Origin of the sequence: Maribacter zhoushanensis, from assembly GCF_029350975.1 — a bacterium.
Taxonomy (GTDB): Bacteria; Bacteroidota; Bacteroidia; order Flavobacteriales; family Flavobacteriaceae; genus Maribacter; species Maribacter zhoushanensis.
Window position 1 is genome coordinate 85,855 of sequence record NZ_JARKMR010000002.1, and the last position, 15,087, is coordinate 100,941.

Sequence of the window (15,087 nt, forward strand, 5' to 3'; positions counted from 1 at the left end):
ACTAGTTTGACAATCAATTATATAAAAGGTTTAATCTTCTTTCAAATACTGCTCTAGTTTTTTAACAGCTAGATGGTAAGAAGCTTTGAGCCCGCCAACAGAGGTGTCTAATATTTCTGAAATTTCTTCATATTTTAATTCCTGAAAGTATTTCATATTAAAAACTAACTTTTGTTTTTCAGGGAGCGTAGCAATAGCTTTTTGCAGTTGTAGTTGAATTTCATCTCCTTCAAAATATACATCTGCTTCTAAATTAGATACCAATTTATCTTGATAATCCGTATCGGAAATCCCTTGCAGTTTAGCTCGTTTTTTTATGAAATTTAGCGCTTCGTTAGTTGCAATACGGTACATCCAAGAAAAGAGTTTACTGTCTCCTTTAAATCCGTCTATATTTTTATAAACCTTAATGAAGGTGTTTTGTAAAACATCATCTGCATCTTGGTGATTTAATACAATACTTCGTATTTGCCAATACAGTCGCTCTTTGTAGGTATTTACCAATACCTCAAAAGCTTGCGCTTGCTTGCTTTTTGTTTTTAAATCTAATACTAATGTTTCCTCTTCGATCACCTAGAAATGAGGTTTTGTTTATTCTTAGACTATTAAGTTAGGGAAAGGTTTAATCAACTAATGAATTAAACCGTTTTGTTTATAGTAATCTACAGTTACTATGCCAATGATTGCATCTGTACTAATTTCTTGTATGTGCCATTTAACTCTAAAAGTTCAGCATGAGTACCTTGCTCAACAATTTTTCCTTTCTGAAGTACAACAATGGTATCTGCATTCTGAATGGTAGAAAGCCTGTGAGCAATGACAATAGACGTTCTGTTCATCATCATCTTTTCAAGTGCATCTTGTACCAAGCGTTCACTTTCGGTATCTAAAGCAGAAGTAGCTTCGTCCAAAATCATTATTGGCGGATTCTTTAATACCGCTCTTGAAATAGACAAACGTTGTTTTTGTCCGCCACTTAACTTATTACCGCTATCACCAATGTTGGTGTCATAACCTTTGGGTAAGTCCATTATAAAATCATGGGCATTTGCAATCTTTGCAGCTTCTATGATTTCCTCATCTGTGGCATTCTCTTTTCCTAAGCCAATGTTGTTTTTAACCGTATCATTAAATAGGATAGAATCTTGAGTTACCAAACCTAATAAACCACGTAAAGACTTTTTACTAAGGTCTTTAATGTTGTTACCGTCAATGCTTATATCTCCTTCATTAACATCGTAAAAACGCGTTACAAGATTAGCAATAGTACTTTTTCCGCTACCGGATTGACCTACTAACGCAACTGTTTTACCTTTTTCAACGGTTAGATTGAAATCCTTCAGCACGTAATCGTCTTCATATTTAAATGAGATATTATTGATGTTGACAGCTGTATTAAATGCTTCTTGATGGATAGGATTTTCAATTTCAGAAATAGGATTTTCAGTTTCCAAAATCTCCATAACACGTTCTGCTGCAGCATTTCCTTTTTTAACGCTATAGGAGGCTTTGCTAATAGCCTTTGCGGGAGTTAATATTTGGTATGACAATGTCATATAAGTTATAAACAAACCGCTTTCTAGAGTTTTTTCCACTAAAACCATTTGCCCGCCATACCATAAAATTACGCCAATAGCAGCAATCCCAAAAAATTCACTAGTAGGTGAAGCTAAATTTTGTCTATTAAGTAAACTATTGGAGAAATTAAAAAAACGTTTAGTTGAAGCTTGAAATTTTTTAGAAAATACCGATTCAGAATTAAATGCTTTTATAACTCGTAATCCTCCTAAGGTTTCTTCTAGAATGGACAAGAAGTAACCTTGTTCTTGTTGAACTTTATCAGATTTACGTTTTAACGATTTTCCAATCAATGAAATTAAAAATCCGGAAAGTGGAAGAAATAGAAATACAAACAAGGTTAATTTAGGACTAATAGAGAGCATGGCAATAATTGTAAAAATTATTGTCAAAGGTTCTCGTACAATTAATTCTAAAATAGATAGAAATGAATGTTGAATTTCTAAAACATCTGAGGTTATTCGGGCAATTGTATCACCTTTTCTTTTTTCAGAGTAATAGGAGATGGGTAGCTCTACGGTTTTGTCATAAAGCTCATTACGTAAATCTTTAAGTACGCCATTACGTAAAAATGTAATGAAATACATGGCTAAGTAATTAAATAAATTTTTAAGTAAGAACATGGATATTATTAAAATAACCATAAACATTAGTACTTCGCCAGGATCATTATCTTTACTTTTTTCCGTTACGAAATAGTTTAGATAATCTATACCATAATCCTTTAATTCAAAAAAACCTTTCCATTTCGGTTTAGTGTATACTTCTTCTGTTTTGTCAAATAACACTGTCAACATTGGAAATAATGAAATCATTGCCAATGTTGAAAACAGTGCGTAAAAGATATTAGATATAATGTTTAAAATTGCATATATCTTGTAAGGCTTCGCAAAGCGAAGAATCTTTTTGAAATAGTTCATTAAGCTAAATTAAGCTCAGCAAGAATACTTTTGACTTTATTGTCAAGTTCTGCTGCCACTTTTTTATAATCTTCAGTTTTTTCCAATTTTGTATTGGTACTAATGTAAAACTTCACTTTAGGTTCTGTTCCACTTGGTCTAGCGGCAATTCTTGTGCCATCTTCAGTTTCATAGATTAAAACGTTAGATTTTGGAATGTCAATAGTCTTCTCTTCACCTGTTAGTACATTTTTGGCAGTTGAAGTATTATAATCTTCAATCCATTTCACTTTTGATCCAGCAACAGATGCTACAGGATTTTCCTTGAAATCCTTCAACATTTGCTTAATTTCTTCGGCACCACTAATACCCTTTTTAGTAATAGAAACTAAGTGTTCTTTGTAGAAACCATAATCAACATAACATTGAATTAAATCTTTGTAGAAAGAGCTGCCGTTAGCTTTTGCTTGGCTAGCAATTTCACATGCCAATAGGGTAGAGGTAACCGCATCTTTATCGCGAACAAAATCACCAACCATGTAACCAAAGCTTTCTTCACCACCACCAATAAAGTCAGATTCTGGAAAATCTTTGATCATTTTACCAATCCATTTAAATCCGGTAAGAGAGGTTTTGAATTCTACTCCGTATGCTTTCGCCATAGCCTCCATCATTGGGGTAGATACTATTGTTGTCGCAATAAATTCATTGCCTTTAAATCCTTTTTCTTTTCTTTTTTCAAGAAGGAATTTTGTCATTAAAACCATAGCTTGGTTTCCGTTAACAATTTCCATTTCTCCATCAAGATTACGAACGGCAATACCTAAACGGTCACTGTCTGGATCTGTGCCCACAACCATATCCGCACCAATTTCTTCGGCTTTTTTTACAGCCATAGAAAGTGCTTCAGATTCTTCTGGGTTAGGAGACTTTACCGTTGGGAAATTTCCATCTGGTTTAGCTTGCTCCTCAATAATAGTTACATTTTCATACCCTCCTCGTTTCAATACTTCTGGAATAGCCGTAATCGATGTTCCGTGTAAAGAAGTGAAAACAATTTTGAAGTCATCTTTTCCAGCAGCATTAAAATTACCTGCAGCAACAGATTGTGAAATAAAAGCCTCATCGACTTCTTTATCTATTACTTCAATTAAACTATCGTTGGGTGTAAATTTTATATCTTCAAAATCAAGGGAGTTTATTTCAGAAATAATCTCGCCGTCTTGTGGTGGTACAATTTGTCCGCCATCGGTCCAATACACTTTATAACCATTATATTCTGGAGGGTTATGAGATGCCGTTAATACAATACCCGCATGACAATTTAAATGTCTTACCGCAAACGAAAGTTCTGGAGTGGTACGTAAATCTGAAAATAAGTACACTTTAATATTGTTAGCGGAAAAGATTTCAGCCACGGTTCTTGCAAGCGTGTCACTGTTGTGACGGCAATCAAAAGCGATTACTACTTTAATTTCCTCGCCTTTGTAAACTTTATTTAAATAGTTGCTTAGACCCTGTGTACTTTTACCCAAGGTATATTTGTTAATACGATTAGTGCCAACGCCCATAACGCCTCTCATACCTCCGGTACCAAATTCCATATTCTTATAGAAACGGTCGTTCAGTTCTTCTTTATCGTTGGCAATAAGATGTTCAATTTCTTTTTTTACAGCTGGGTCGAAAAAATCGGTTAACCAGGTTTTAGCAGTATCAAGGATGTTATCCATTTGGTTTATAGTTTTATGTGCAATTAAGTTAGTAAGAATTTTACTATTCTAAAAGTGCTGTGTTTATTTCTTCTGAAACGATATATCTTTTTTCTTCTTTCTTTGAACGTATTAATATTTCCCCAATAAAACCGGCCAAGAACAACTGTGTTCCTATGACCATAGCTATCAGTGAAATATAAAATTGTGGACGGTCTGTAATTAGTCTTCCAAACTTGTTGATGAATAATTTATCTATACCTAAATAGATGGCAAATCCAAAACCGATTAAAAACATTAAAACGCCCAATGCGCCAAATAAGTGCATAGGTCGTTTACCAAATCTAGATACGAACCAAATGGTTAATAAATCTAGAAATCCATTAATGAAACGTTCCATTCCGAATTTTGTTTTACCGTATTTACGAGCTTGGTGTTTTACTACCTTTTCGCCAATATTTGAAAAGCCTGCATTTTTGGCAAGTACCGGTATGTATCTATGCATTTCACCAGATACTTCAATATTTTTCACAACGTCTTTTGCATATGCTTTTAAGCCACAGTTAAAATCGTGAAGTCGCACACCAGATGTACGTCTTGCTGCCCAATTAAATAATTTAGAAGGTGTGTTTTTAAAGATGATAGAATCGTAGCGTTTCTTTTTCCAGCCAGAAACCAATTCATAACCTTCATTGGTAATCATATTATATAACTCCGGAATTTCCTCAGGGTTATCTTGTAAATCTGCATCCATAGTAATGATGACGTCACCACTTACGGCTTTAAACCCAGCATGTAGTGCTTGTGATTTACCGAAGTTGCGTAAAAAGTGAATACCTTTTACTGAAGGATTTTGATTGGATAATTCTGAAATTATCTTCCAAGAATTGTCCGTACTACCATCATCAACGAATAGTATTTCATATGTATAATGATTGGATTGCATTACAGACACAATCCAATCATGAAGTTCTTTAAGTGACTCTTCTTCGTTAAGTAAAGGAATTACTATTGATAATTGCATGCGCGACTTCTGGTATTGTCTCCAAAAATACTACAATTACTTAGCATTAATAAGCAGCTTCTTCTTTTTTCAATATTAAGCCACTCAAAAGGGAAATTATGAGACCAAAAAATAAAGCGCTGATCAAACCAATTGCAGCACTTAAAAATGGTCCGGAAAAGTTTTCCATCATTTTGACGGCTGCGTCAATTTCATCTTGGGTCATGCCAGGGTTTTGGGAAATCATTTCGGCTTTTTGAGCAGCCATCATATTGGTCATAAAATCAGGTTCAATAATATTGATAAAAATCATTTGATAAATGATTCCTATAATTGCTCCAATTAAAGCAATGCCTATCCCTACTTTTATTGCTTCACTTATTGTTAGTAAATTGTTGTTAGCCTCTCTAAACTTGTAAATGCCAAAAACAATTACCCCTATCATTATGCTTATATTTACAGCGAATAGGGCAAGACTTTGTTCGTATTGTAAGCCGGCTATGTATAGCATTAAGGCAAAGGTGATGGTAAGTATACCTAATACTAAGCCGTAAACTCTAGCAAATTTTCCTGTTTTTGGTTGATTTTCTTCCATTATATAGTGATTATAGGTTGTTTTGTATATTAGTATAGTATCGATATGTATTGTTACAAAAGTGATAAAATTTATTTTTAATATTTTTTTTGATTTTGTAATAGTCTGTTAATAGAATTTCACTATTTTTGCAGCCTTAAAATGAGTGCCCGTCGGAATGGGTGCGTTAAAGTTTTTAAAATGAAAAAAGACATACACCCAGAAAATTATAGAATCGTGGCCTTTAAGGACATGTCTAACGAAGAAGTTTTTTTAACAAAATCAACAGCTAATACTAAAGAAACTTTAGAAGTTGATGGAGTTGAATATCCATTGGTAAAATTAGAAATTTCAAGAACTTCTCACCCTTTTTACACAGGTAAATCTAAATTGTTGGATACAGCAGGACGTATTGACAAGTTCAAGAACAAGTACAAGAAGTTTGTTAAAGAAGAGAAAAAAGAAGAGTAGTATTTTTATTTCTTCTAATAAATATAGCGCCTTCGAAATTTTCGAAGGCGTTTCTTTTTGCATTTAACTTTTAAAATAAGGAAGTTATCTATTATGTATAGATGCTCTGTGGATATTTGTTAATTTTGAAAAAAAAATCATCTTGTATGAACTTTATACTTTTTGATGGTCCACGTAGGAATCATCTTTTACCTTTTACCTTTACACGTCCCGTTTCTGAAATTCGTGTAGGTATAATGACCTTGAAAGAACGATGGGAGGCTTATTTAAAGGTTTCTGTAACTTCTTTGACAGAAGAGTATTTGAGTGTTAAGTATCCTGTTAAATTAGAGGACTCCAATATATTTATAGATGCATCTATTTTGCCATCTGATAGTTTAATAAAAACGGTCAATGCTTTAAAAGAAGGTGAAGTTATAAAGTCAGGTGATTTAGTGATAGCTTATTCAAGCCCATCGGTAAAAAGTTCTGATGAATTAAGCAGTTTTAATACTATAGAATTTAAAAGTAATTTGGTGCAAATCAATAACACTTGGGATATTTTCGATAAAAATGCAGATATCTTACAGTCCGATTTCGATTTTATTACCAAAGGACGAGTAAGTCAACCTATATCAGATACTAATCAATTAATACATCCAGAGCGTATATTCCTTGAAGAAGGGGCAAAGGTTGAATTTAGTATATTAAATGCTACCGACGGACCTATTTACCTAGGGAAGAATTCTGAAATTTGGGAAGGTAGTCTTGTGCGTGGTGCTTTGGCGCTATGTGATAATGCTATTATTAAAATGGGAGGTAAGCTTTACGGAGCAACGACTATTGGTCCTTTCAGTAAAGTTTGTGGAGAAGTCAGTAACTCGGTAATATTTGGGTATTCAAGTAAAGGTCATGAAGGTTATTTAGGGAATGCCGTATTAGGAGAATGGTGTAATATTGGTGCAGATTCCAATAACTCTAATCTAAAAAATAATTATGCAAAAGTTCGTTTGTGGGATTACGCAACAGAGCGCTTTGAGCAAACGGGATTACAGTTTTGCGGACTAATGATGGGGGATCATAGTAAGACCGCTATTAATACCATGTTCAATACTGGGACGGTAATTGGGGTGAATTCTAACATATATGTACCTGGATTTCCTAGAAATTTTGTTCCAAGTTTTAGTTGGGGCGGTGCGTCTGGGTTTACGGCTTATCAACCTGCAAAAGCATTTGATGCGGCAAAAGTAATGATGGCAAGAAGGGGAGTGGAGTTTAATGAAGTTGAAGCTGATATTCTGACCCACGTTTTCGAATTAACAAAAAAATGGAGAAAGTATTAAGTAGTTAAGTCTGAAATTCAGTTAATTGGAATTTTATGGCTGAGATTAGTTTAAGTATTTTTGCGCACTCAAATAGATTATTTAGATGAAGAAGAAGGTGGCTTTTTACACTTTGGGGTGTAAGTTGAATTTTTCAGAAACCTCTACTATAGCTCGTAGTTTTGCGGACGAAGGGTTTGATAGGGTAGATTTTTCAGAAGAAGCAGATATGTATGTAATTAATACATGTTCTGTAACCGATAATGCTGATAAGAAATTTAAAACTATAGTAAAAAAAGCGCAAAAGATAAATCCTGATGCTTTTGTTGCGGCTGTTGGTTGTTATGCTCAACTGAAACCTGAAGAATTAGCAGATGTAGACGGTGTAGATTTGGTTCTAGGTGCTACCGAGAAATTCAAGATTACAGATTATATAAATGATTTAACCAAAAATGATCATGGTAAGGTTCATTCTTGTGAAATAGCAGATGCTGATTTTTATGTAGGTAGCTATGCTATTGGAGCTAGAACAAGGGCTTTCTTGAAAGTTCAAGACGGTTGTGATTATAAATGTACTTATTGTACCATTCCTTTAGCACGTGGTATATCTAGAAGTGATACTTTAGAAAATGTGCTGAAGAATGCGGCAGATATATCTGCCCAAGGAATTAAAGAAATTGTTTTAACCGGTGTAAATATAGGCGACTATGGTAAAGGCGAGTTCGGTAATAAAAAACACGAACATACTTTTTTAGAATTAGTTGAAGCATTAGATGATGTGGACGGTATTCATCGTTTACGAATTTCATCAATAGAGCCTAATCTTTTAAAAAACGAGACAATAGAGTTTGTTTCTCAAAGTAAATCGTTCGTACCCCATTTTCATATTCCTTTGCAGAGTGGTAGTGATGATCTTCTAAAATTAATGAAGCGTCGTTATATGACTAATCTTTATAAGGAACGGGTAGAAAAGATTAGAGAGGTAATGCCAAACTGCTGTATTGGTGTAGATGTGATAGTAGGATTTCCAGGAGAAACCGAAGAACATTTTCTTGAGACATATCATTTTTTAAACGATTTGGATATTTCATATCTCCATGTTTTTACCTATTCAGAAAGAGATAACACACCCGCAGCTACTATGGACGGCGTAGTATCTAATAAAGTAAGAAGCAAAAGAAGTAAAATGTTACGTGGACTATCAGTTAAGAAAAGACGTGCGTTTTACGAGAGTCAGCTAGAGAATGAGTTGACCGTATTGTTTGAAGGTGAAAACAAAGAAGGTTATATTCATGGATTTACCGAAAATTACGTAAAAGTAAAATCTCCTTGGAATCCTGAATTAGTGAATACGCTGCATAAAGTAAAGCTGACCGAGATCGATAAGGATGGTCTGGTTAGATTTAATTTTGTGAACGAGAAAGTAGAAGCATAAAAAAAAGCCTTTCATCTGAAAGGCTTTTAAATTTTTTAGATTCGAATACCAATAGGTAACATCTCTTTGTACTGTCTTCTGTTCTTACGAAGAAATCCTGCTATATGAGGACTTGTTGGAACAACTCTAAGATTTCTTTCTTGAATAATACTTAGAACGGCTTTGATAAAGTTTTCTTTGAAATCTTCATCTGTAATTTCTTCTGGAACCACTAATTTGGTAAGGAATACCTTTCGTTCTTGAGAAGAATATTCAATTCTGGCTAAATGTCCATCTACGGTAGTTTCGAATTGACGCAGAAAAGAATTGTCATTAATGATAACATCGTTCATATAGATAATTTTAGTGTTGTTATTAGACAAAAAAATTACGACGTTCTCATATCGTAATTAGTCTTTGGTAAATGCTGTACAGAATATAACACATGAAAATTGTTGTGTTTTTCGCATTATCCTACAAAAGTAGTTAAAAATTACTTAATTTCCTAGTTTTTACTACGTTTCGTGACTATACTAGCTATTATGATTCATGTCTATTGTATGCCTGGCATGGCGGCAAGTCCTGCTATTTTTGAGTATATAAAACTACCAAAAGAAAATTTTGAGCTTCATTTTTTAGAATGGAATATTCCTACAAAAGGTGTAACTTTTAAAGCCTATGCTAAAAATATGTGTAGCAAAATACAGCACGAAAATGTAGTATTGCTGGGGGTGTCTTTAGGAGGACTTCTTGTTCAAGAAATGACTAAGTTTATCGATGTTAGAAAGGTGATTATTATTTCTAGTGTAAAAACGAGATATGAGTTGCCAAAACGTATGTTGTTTGCAAGATATACTAGTGTACATAAACTGCTGCCCACAGGTTTGGTCAACAATGTGGAATTACTCGCCAAATATGCTTTTGGAGAAAGTGTAACCAAGAGACTTTCGTTATATGAAAAGTATTTATCTGTAAGGGATAAAAGTTATATAGATTGGTCCATAAATGAGTTGGTAAATTGGAAGCAAGAGGTGCCATGCGATAAATTAATTCATATACAAGGTGAAAAGGATACTGTTTTTCCAATAGATAATATTAGTAACTATATTTCTGTACCTAACGGAACACATACAATGATAATACACAGGGCAAAGTGGTTTAACGAGAACTTGCCAACAATTATTTTGGAATAAAATAGTTCTATATATACCTTTGGAAGGCAAGAAAGTTTGTAGAAATAAAATAAAAGATAAAATACATGAAGGCTATTAAAAATATATTGATGTTGTTGGGTGTGGTATTCGTTGCAGGTACATTAATATTTGCTGTGGGAAATACTGATAGCGTTGCGAGTAATGATAAAGTTGTTGTAAATGACAGCGTTCAGAAAAATGTATCTAAATCTTATAAAATTTCATCTATAGATATACCCGAGAACTTAAATTTTGCAGGAGAGGTGGTACCACAGTCAGATCCAGAAATATTGGAGCGTATAGACCGTGAATTTTTGGTAAATACCTACTGGCAATCAAATGCAGTATTATTGATTAAAAGGGCAAATAAGTTTTTTCCCATTATAGAACCAATTTTGGCTAAAAATGGCATTCCTGATGATTTTAAATATCTAGCGGTGGCAGAAAGTGGTTTAACCAATGTGGTTTCTCCGGCAGGTGCAACCGGGTTCTGGCAAATAATGAGAGAAACGGGTAGGGAGTATGGTTTAGAAGTGAACTCAAATGTAGATGAACGCTATCATTTAGAAAAGTCTACAGAGGTTGCTTGTAAATATTTAAACAGATGGAAAAATAAGTATGGTAGCTGGGCTTTGACTGCTGCAGCTTACAATGCAGGTCCTGGAGCAATTAATAAGTACATGGGCATTCAGCAGGTAGATAATTATTGGGATCTTTTGTTAGGTAGTGAAACCGGTAGATATGTATTTAGAATTATGGCTATCAAAGAAATTCTTTCTAATCCAGAAAAGTATGGTTTTCATATCGAAAAAGAAGATATGTACGAAGCTGTACCTACATTTAATGTTGAAATTGACAAACCGGTAAGTGATTTTGCTGATTTTGCACAAGAATATGAAATCAACTACAAAATATTAAAGCGCCACAATCCTTGGTTGAGAGAGGCGCATTTAAATAATAGTTCTCGTAAAAAATATACTATAGAAATCCCTAATAAAGGATATTATAGAGAAACTAAATAGTATTAGATTTTCTTCATTTGTTGTTGCATCATTTTTATTTGATCTGTCAACATATTGTTTTTGTCTAATTTCTTAGCCTCGTTAAGCAGCATAGTAGCTTCTCTCTTACGACGTTTCTGCATAGATATACCAGCTAAGCTTAATTTTGCCATAGCAACATCATAATCCATAGTTAATCCAAGTTTGAGAGCTTTTTTAAAGTATTTCTCTGCTTGGGTTAAATTGGTTTGAGAAAAAATGATACCGTGTAAGTAGTTGTAGTAGCCTTGTTGTTTAACAGTTAATGCAGCTTCAGGGCTTTTAATTTTGTCTAACCAGTTTTTAGTTCCGGTTAAATCTTGTTTTCTCATTCTTAAAAATGCCAAAAGAATAATTTCGTTTCTAAAATAAAGAAAGATAAAAATTAAGGATAACAATATTAGAAATATGCCATTTCCAATATTACCTTCTATAAATTGGTACACGGAATAGGCGATTATTAGTCCGGCTATGATTAATTTTAAATTTTTATTGAACATATTTTGAGTTTATTAATCTAGTTGATGGTTAAAAAGGTTTTTTAGTTTTTATTGAAACCCTATTAAAATAAAGCGATTACAGCGCTAAATTTCAATCCGGGCAAAATTAATCAAAAGCTTGGTTTTGTGACGTACGGATTTATAAAAATATTTTTTTTCATAACCCTTGCTAAAGCAAAAACTCTTTGTATATTTGCGCCCAGTTTTACCCGTTCAATAAGAAGGGCAAATTTCAAAATTAATACAAAGCATTTAATTATATAGGCGATGAGCAAGAGAACGTTTCAACCATCAAAGAGAAAAAGAAAGAACAAACACGGTTTTCGTGAGCGTATGGCTTCCGTTAATGGAAGAAAAGTTCTTGCAAGAAGAAGAGCAAAAGGAAGAAAGAAATTAACTGTTTCCTCTGAACCAAGCCATAAAAAATAATGATTTCATTGTTTTAAAAATATTTAGGTGTTACTTTTCTGAAAGTAGCACCTTTTTTTTGTCCAATTCCCATATTAAATTGTTATAAAATGCCAAAAAGAAAAGATTTAAACTCCATTTTACTAATAGGATCAGGTCCTATAGTTATCGGTCAAGCATGTGAATTTGATTATGCAGGTAGTCAATCTCTACGTTCGTTACGTGAAGATGGTATAGAAACTATTTTGATAAATAGTAACCCTGCAACAATTATGACAGATCCTTCAATGGCGGATCATGTGTATTTAAAACCGTTAACTACAAAATCTATAATAGAGATTTTAAAAGCTCATCCTCAAATTGATGCAGTGTTACCTACTATGGGAGGGCAGACTGCATTAAACCTTTGTATCGAAGCAGATAAAAAAGGAATTTGGGAAGATTTTGGAGTAGAATTAATAGGTGTTGATATCGATGCCATTAATATTACTGAAGATAGAGAACAATTTAGGGAGCTAATGTTGAAAATTGGTGTTGGTATGGCGCCGCAAGCAACGGCAACATCTTTCTTAAAGGGTAAAGAGATTGCTCAAGAATTTGGTTTTCCATTGGTAATACGAGCTTCTTATACACTAGGTGGTGCGGGAGCATCAATTGTTTATAAGCCAGAAGATTTTGATGAACAGTTAAGTTATGGTCTAGAGATTTCGCCTATTCATGAGGTGATGATCGATAAAGCCCTTATGGGTTGGAAAGAATATGAGTTAGAGCTGCTTAGGGATAAAAACGACAATGTTGTTATCATATGTGCTATTGAGAATATGGATCCAATGGGTATACATACCGGTGATTCTATAACCGTAGCGCCAGCAATGACGCTTTCTGATAGAACGTACCAGAAAATGCGTGATATGGCAATACATATGATGCGTAGTATTGGTGATTTTGAAGGTGGTTGTAACGTGCAGTTTGCTGTTAGTCCTGACGAAGAAGAGGAAATTATAGCAATTGAAATAAACCCAAGAGTATCTAGGTCTTCTGCATTAGCTTCTAAAGCTACTGGTTATCCTATTGCTAAAGTAGCTACCAAATTAGCTATTGGTTATACGCTTGATGAGTTAGATAATCAAATTACTAAATCTACGTCGGCATTGTTTGAGCCTACTTTAGATTATGTAATTGTAAAAATACCACGTTGGAATTTCGATAAATTTGAAGGTTCTGACCGTACTTTAGGTCTTCAGATGAAATCTGTAGGTGAAGTAATGGGAATAGGGCGTTCTTTTCAAGAAGCGCTTCACAAAGCAACGCAGTCTTTAGAGATAAAGCGCAATGGTCTAGGAGCGGATGGAAAAGGGTATAAGGATTATAATAAAATTATAAGTAAGCTTACTATTCCAAGTTGGGATAGGGTATTTGTAATATATGATGCTATACAAATAGGTATTCCGTTAAGTAGAATACATGAGATCACTAAAATTGATATGTGGTTCTTAAAGCAATATGAAGAACTGTATTTCTTAGAAAAAGAGATTTCTAAATATACGATTGCCACACTTTCAAAAGACTTATTGTTAGAAGCGAAACAAAAAGGATTTGCCGATAGACAAATAGCTCATATGGTAGATTGTTATGAAAGTGAAGTGTATAATAAGCGTACCGAGCTAAATATAAATAGAGTTTATAAGTTGGTAGATACTTGTGCTGCAGAGTTTAAAGCAATGACACCGTACTATTATTCAACTTTTGAAGCAGAGATAGAGAAACCCGATGGTACCAGATATGTAGAAAATGATAGTGTGGTAACCGACAAAAAGAAAATTGTAGTTCTTGGCTCTGGACCAAACAGAATAGGGCAAGGTATTGAATTTGACTATTGCTGTGTACATGGTGTTTTGGCTGCTGCTGAGTGTGGTTATGAGACTATTATGATCAACTGTAATCCAGAAACGGTTTCTACAGATTTTGATACTGCAGATAAATTGTATTTTGAACCGGTATATTGGGAGCATATATATGATATTATACGCCATGAAAAACCTGAGGGAGTAATTGTTCAATTAGGTGGGCAAACTGCTCTTAAATTGGCAGAAAAGCTTTCTAAATATGGTGTTAAGATTATAGGAACTAGTTTTGAAGCATTGGATTTAGCGGAAGACAGAGGTAGTTTTTCCGATTTATTAAAAGTAAATGATATTCCTTTCCCACAATTTGGAGTGGCTGAAACTGCAGATGAAGCATTGGCGCTTTCAGATGAATTAGATTTTCCACTTTTAGTTAGGCCGTCATACGTTCTAGGTGGTCAGGGAATGAAAATTGTAATTAATAAACAAGAACTAGAAGAGCATGTAGTTGGTTTATTGCGTAAAATACCAAATAACAAATTATTATTAGATCATTATTTGGATGGAGCTATAGAGGCTGAAGCTGATGCAATATGTGATGGCGAAGATGTATATATTATTGGTATAATGGAGCATATTGAGCCTTGTGGTATTCACTCTGGAGATTCTAATTCTACCTTACCGCCATTTAACCTTGGTGAATTTGTAATGCAGCAAATTAAAGATCATACCAAGAAGATTGCCTTGGCTTTAAATACCGTAGGTCTGATCAATATACAGTTCGCTATTAAAGATGATATTGTATACATTATTGAGGCTAACCCTAGAGCATCTCGTACAGTTCCTTTTATAGCGAAAGCGTATAAAGAACCTTATGTAAATTATGCAACTAAGGTAATGTTAGGTGAGAAGAAAATTAAAGATTTCAATTTCAATCCACAATTAGAAGGGTTTGCAATTAAACAACCAGTATTCTCTTTCAACAAATTCCCTAATGTAAATAAGAATTTAGGTCCTGAAATGAAAAGTACGGGCGAAAGCATTTTGTTTATTGATAGCTTAAAAGATGATGATTTTTATAATCTTTATGCTAGACGTAAAATGTATTTGAGTAAATAGTCCAATAACAGGACTTAAGTTATAAGTAGGAGGG

Annotated in this window: 14 protein-coding genes; 7 read left to right on the forward strand and 7 right to left on the reverse strand. The window is 33.8% G+C overall.

Going from position 1 to position 15,087, the window contains the following annotated elements; genetic code table 11:
- Window positions 1-30: 30 nt before the first annotated feature.
- The 5 genes from PXD56_RS06825 to PXD56_RS06845 all read right to left on the reverse strand — a co-directional run bounded on the left by PXD56_RS06825 (window position 31) and on the right by PXD56_RS06845 (window position 5,784).
- A complete protein-coding gene (locus PXD56_RS06825; RefSeq protein WP_276492592.1) occupies window positions 31-573 on the reverse strand; it encodes an RNA polymerase sigma factor in 543 nt (180 codons plus the stop codon).
- A 98-nt stretch (window positions 574-671) separates the two neighbouring features.
- Entirely contained in the window at window positions 672-2,498 is a 1,827-nt protein-coding gene (locus PXD56_RS06830; protein WP_276492593.1) for an ABC transporter ATP-binding protein, read from the reverse strand.
- Complete coding sequence (locus PXD56_RS06835) at window positions 2,498-4,207, reverse strand: phospho-sugar mutase (RefSeq protein ID WP_276492594.1); 1,710 nt, start codon at window positions 4,205-4,207, stop codon at window positions 2,498-2,500. The genes PXD56_RS06830 and PXD56_RS06835 overlap by 1 nt, the downstream gene beginning before the upstream one ends.
- A 43-nt stretch (window positions 4,208-4,250) precedes the next feature.
- Window positions 4,251-5,210: a glycosyltransferase family 2 protein gene (locus tag PXD56_RS06840; RefSeq protein ID WP_276492595.1), complete on the reverse strand. Its 960-nt coding sequence runs from the start codon at window positions 5,208-5,210 to the stop codon at window positions 4,251-4,253.
- 46 nt (window positions 5,211-5,256) lie between these two features.
- Window positions 5,257-5,784, reverse strand: coding sequence for a DUF4199 domain-containing protein (locus tag PXD56_RS06845; protein WP_276492596.1), 528 nt, complete (start codon window positions 5,782-5,784; stop codon window positions 5,257-5,259).
- A gap of 180 nt (window positions 5,785-5,964) precedes the next feature.
- On the opposite strand from PXD56_RS06845, the gene PXD56_RS06850 reads away from it, so the two are divergent.
- The 3 genes from PXD56_RS06850 (at window position 5,965) to mtaB (ending at window position 8,970) form a co-directional block, all read left to right on the forward strand.
- Window positions 5,965-6,234 (forward strand): type B 50S ribosomal protein L31, encoded by a 270-nt coding sequence (locus tag PXD56_RS06850; RefSeq protein ID WP_276492597.1) that lies wholly within the window; start codon window positions 5,965-5,967, stop codon window positions 6,232-6,234.
- Window positions 6,235-6,380: 146 nt separating this feature from the next.
- The gene (locus PXD56_RS06855; protein WP_276492598.1) at window positions 6,381-7,556 is read left to right on the forward strand and encodes a GlmU family protein; all 1,176 of its coding nucleotides are present in this window, start codon (window positions 6,381-6,383) and stop codon (window positions 7,554-7,556) included.
- Window positions 7,557-7,641: 85 nt separating this feature from the next.
- On the forward strand, window positions 7,642-8,970 hold the full coding sequence (mtaB, locus tag PXD56_RS06860; RefSeq protein WP_276492599.1) for a tRNA (N(6)-L-threonylcarbamoyladenosine(37)-C(2))-methylthiotransferase MtaB: 1,329 nt from the start codon (window positions 7,642-7,644) through the stop codon (window positions 8,968-8,970).
- A 35-nt stretch (window positions 8,971-9,005) separates the two neighbouring features.
- Here the strand turns inward: mtaB and PXD56_RS06865 are convergent, their stop codons facing one another.
- Window positions 9,006-9,302, reverse strand: coding sequence for a GNAT family N-acetyltransferase (locus PXD56_RS06865; protein ID WP_276492600.1), 297 nt, complete (start codon window positions 9,300-9,302; stop codon window positions 9,006-9,008).
- A gap of 189 nt (window positions 9,303-9,491) precedes the next feature.
- On the opposite strand from PXD56_RS06865, the gene PXD56_RS06870 reads away from it, so the two are divergent.
- Both PXD56_RS06870 and PXD56_RS06875 read left to right on the forward strand, forming a co-directional pair.
- Window positions 9,492-10,142 carry an alpha/beta hydrolase gene (locus PXD56_RS06870; RefSeq protein ID WP_276492601.1) on the forward strand — a complete coding sequence of 217 codons (651 nt, stop codon included), beginning with the start codon at window positions 9,492-9,494 and terminating at the stop codon, window positions 10,140-10,142.
- 65 nt (window positions 10,143-10,207) lie between these two features.
- Complete coding sequence (locus PXD56_RS06875; RefSeq protein WP_276492602.1) at window positions 10,208-11,164, forward strand: lytic transglycosylase domain-containing protein; 957 nt, start codon at window positions 10,208-10,210, stop codon at window positions 11,162-11,164.
- Window positions 11,165-11,166: 2 nt separating this feature from the next.
- Here the strand turns inward: PXD56_RS06875 and PXD56_RS06880 are convergent, their stop codons facing one another.
- Window positions 11,167-11,682 (reverse strand): DUF2892 domain-containing protein, encoded by a 516-nt coding sequence (locus PXD56_RS06880; protein WP_276492603.1) that lies wholly within the window; start codon window positions 11,680-11,682, stop codon window positions 11,167-11,169.
- 267 nt (window positions 11,683-11,949) lie between these two features.
- Between PXD56_RS06880 and rpmH the strand changes: the two genes are divergently transcribed.
- Both rpmH and carB read left to right on the forward strand, forming a co-directional pair.
- Complete coding sequence (gene rpmH, locus PXD56_RS06885; RefSeq protein ID WP_036155072.1) at window positions 11,950-12,111, forward strand: 50S ribosomal protein L34; 162 nt, start codon at window positions 11,950-11,952, stop codon at window positions 12,109-12,111.
- 89 nt (window positions 12,112-12,200) lie between these two features.
- On the forward strand, window positions 12,201-15,053 hold the full coding sequence (gene carB / locus PXD56_RS06890) for a carbamoyl-phosphate synthase large subunit (protein ID WP_276492604.1): 2,853 nt from the start codon (window positions 12,201-12,203) through the stop codon (window positions 15,051-15,053).
- Window positions 15,054-15,087 lie beyond the last annotated feature (34 nt).

What these genes read in the sequence shown, in the direction of transcription:
- PXD56_RS06830 (WP_276492593.1), bottom strand. Translation starts at nt 2,498, where the DNA reads ATGAACTATTTCAAAAAGATTCTTCGCTTTGCGAAGCCTTACAAGATA.
- PXD56_RS06835 (WP_276492594.1), bottom strand. Translation starts at nt 4,207, where the DNA reads ATGGATAACATCCTTGATACTGCTAAAACCTGGTTAACCGATTTTTTC.
- PXD56_RS06840 (WP_276492595.1), bottom strand. Translation starts at nt 5,210, where the DNA reads ATGCAATTATCAATAGTAATTCCTTTACTTAACGAAGAAGAGTCACTT.
- PXD56_RS06845 (WP_276492596.1), bottom strand. Translation starts at nt 5,784, where the DNA reads ATGGAAGAAAATCAACCAAAAACAGGAAAATTTGCTAGAGTTTACGGC.
- PXD56_RS06850 (WP_276492597.1), top strand. Translation starts at nt 5,965, where the DNA reads ATGAAAAAAGACATACACCCAGAAAATTATAGAATCGTGGCCTTTAAG.
- PXD56_RS06855 (WP_276492598.1), top strand. Translation starts at nt 6,381, where the DNA reads ATGAACTTTATACTTTTTGATGGTCCACGTAGGAATCATCTTTTACCT.
- mtaB (WP_276492599.1), top strand. Translation starts at nt 7,642, where the DNA reads ATGAAGAAGAAGGTGGCTTTTTACACTTTGGGGTGTAAGTTGAATTTT.
- PXD56_RS06865 (WP_276492600.1), bottom strand. Translation starts at nt 9,302, where the DNA reads ATGAACGATGTTATCATTAATGACAATTCTTTTCTGCGTCAATTCGAA.
- PXD56_RS06870 (WP_276492601.1), top strand. Translation starts at nt 9,492, where the DNA reads ATGATTCATGTCTATTGTATGCCTGGCATGGCGGCAAGTCCTGCTATT.
- PXD56_RS06875 (WP_276492602.1), top strand. Translation starts at nt 10,208, where the DNA reads ATGAAGGCTATTAAAAATATATTGATGTTGTTGGGTGTGGTATTCGTT.
- PXD56_RS06880 (WP_276492603.1), bottom strand. Translation starts at nt 11,682, where the DNA reads ATGTTCAATAAAAATTTAAAATTAATCATAGCCGGACTAATAATCGCC.
- rpmH (WP_036155072.1), top strand. Translation starts at nt 11,950, where the DNA reads ATGAGCAAGAGAACGTTTCAACCATCAAAGAGAAAAAGAAAGAACAAA.
- carB (WP_276492604.1), top strand. Translation starts at nt 12,201, where the DNA reads ATGCCAAAAAGAAAAGATTTAAACTCCATTTTACTAATAGGATCAGGT.